At 58.4% G+C, this 2,216-nt stretch carries 2 protein-coding genes; one reads left to right on the top strand and one right to left on the bottom strand.

The features are described 5' to 3' along the window. The coding region (locus AC1DSG_RS30475; protein ID WP_477794185.1) for a response regulator at positions 1 to 977 on the top strand (977 nt) is incomplete at its 5' end. Between the two features lie 139 nt (positions 978 to 1,116). Here AC1DSG_RS30475 and AC1DSG_RS30470 read toward each other — a convergent pair. Next, positions 1,117 to 2,216, bottom strand: a 1,100-nt coding sequence (locus AC1DSG_RS30470) for a TonB-dependent siderophore receptor (RefSeq protein ID WP_477794184.1), incomplete at its 5' end; no start/stop codon positions are given.

Here is a 2,216-nt window from a genome sequence, read left to right as displayed (position 1 = left end):
ACCTGGAGCTGGCGTGTGAACTGCTGGAGAGTGCCGGTATCGAGCTGCGTCTGGCCGTCAACGGCGCAGAGGCGCTCGGCCAACTGGAACGTGACGCGGACATCGATGGTGTGTTGATGGATTGCCAGATGCCGGTGATGGACGGTTATACCGCGACCCGCAAGATACGCGAGCAGCTACGTTGGGCGAATCTGCCGGTGATCGCCATGACGGCCGACGCCATGGCGGGGGACCGTGAGCGGGCGCTTGCCTGCGGCATGAATGATCACATCTCCAAACCCTTGAACATCGAGGACATGTTCGCCACGTTGACCAAGTGGATACATCCGAAACCTGGCCGTGGCGCGCCTTCGGCCGAGGTTTCGCCGGTCACTACGGTGACGGCGGCGAGCCTGCCAGCCAGCCTTCCCGGCATTGATTTGAACGCGGGCCTGGCCACCTGCATGGGCAAGGTCGAGCTCTACCTGCGCCTGCTGCGCAAATTTCGCTCCAGCCAGCAGGCTTTTTGCGCCGAGTTTCTGATTGCCCGAAGTGAAAGTGATCCATCGGTGACTGTTCGACTGGTCCATACCTTGCGGGGTACGGCAGGCAACATCGGTGCCGTTGGCGTGGCGAACGCTGCCAGCCAACTGGAGCAGGCATGTCTGAGTGGTGCAGTCGAGCAGGACGTGGCTGGTCAGCTGGCGGAGGTTGAGCGTTGCCTGACACCGGTGCTTGAAGGATTGTTGGTGCTGACCGAATCGACAGTGTCCGTCGATTCATCAGATGCGCCACGGTTCGACAACGAATGGCTCACGCAATTGGCTCACGTGCGGTATCTGCTGGCCGAGAGTGACGCCCAGGCGCTCACGGCCTTGCACAAACTGCAGGGGCTGGCTTCAGGCCCTCGGGTGGCCGAGCAGTTACATCGGGTTGTCCAGCAAGCCGAGTGCTTCGATTTCGATCAGGCGCTGGAGTTGCTTGAAAATTTGTCGTGATCATCAAGTTGATGAAGCGGGGGAATTGCCAAAGAAGATCTGCACTCCGACCTCAACCGAATCGTGTCTTGAACAGCAGAAAATACAACACCGGCGCCAGGCCGGTGTTGTGTTTTTTGCGTCGTGATAAACCGAGACTTTAGAAGCGATACTTCGCCGAAGCAGTAACGCTGCGCGGTGCTCCGTACGTCAGGGCACCGAAGGCATCGAAGATGTCGAAGTACTTCTCATCGGTGACGTTGTTCGCATTCACCTGCGCCGAGAGGTTATCGGTGATCTCGTAGCGAGCCATCAGATTGACCAGCGCATAGGCATCCTGCTGGATCTTCTCGGGGTTGCCTGCCGGGTTGAGAGCGTAGGTGTAGATCGAATCCTGCCAGTTAACCCCGCCGCCAATGGTCAGCTTGTTGAAGGCCCTTGGCAGACGGTAGGCGGTAAAGGTTCGCAGCAGTTTGGTCGGGTACAGGGTGTTGACGTCGTCGCCGTTGGCATCGTCGACCTTGAACTGGGTGTAACCCACCGTAGCATTCCAGTCCGTCGCGAGCTCGCCGGACACTTCCAGCTCGAAGCCCTTGCTGGTTGCGCCTTCACTGGCCTCGAACGCGAAGCCGCCGACAGGGTTCGAAGGATCGATCAGCACGCCGGTGTTCTGGCCCAGATTTTCCTGGTTGATCTGGAAAATCGCCGCGGAGGCGTTCAAACGGCCACCGAAATACGCACCCTTGAGGCCGATTTCCTTGTTCTCGCCAACGATAGGCTCCAATTGCTGACCACTGCTGTCGCGAACCGACTGTGGCAGGAAGATTTCCGTGTAGCTGGCATAGGCCGAGAGGTTTTCGGTGAGGTCGTAGACGACGCCTGCATAGGGGGTCAGCTCATGATCGACGTCGGTCTTGCTGACTTCCGAAAAGACGTCATCAGCGGTCTTCTCGTACCAGCTCTCACGCGCACCCAGAATCACTTTCAAATCGTCGGTCACGTTCAAACGGGTGGCTGCATATAGCCCTTTTTGCCGGGTTTCGCTGTAGCCGTAATCTGTCCTCGGGCCCCATATTGGCTCGGGGAAATCGCCGTTGTAGGCATCGAAATCGGCAACACCGTCAAATCCTGTTTGCGCGTCGAGCGAGTCGGCGTCGAATTTCTGCTTGCTGTCCACATAACCAAAGGCCGCTTCGTGCTGACGACCCAACATCGAGAACGGACCATCGAAGCGGATGCCGTAGTCGTCCTGGGTTGTCT

The sequence above is a fragment of the Pseudomonas sp. P5_A12 genome, assembly GCF_056400685.1.
This window is presented reverse-complemented; position numbering and strand designations above follow the sequence as displayed.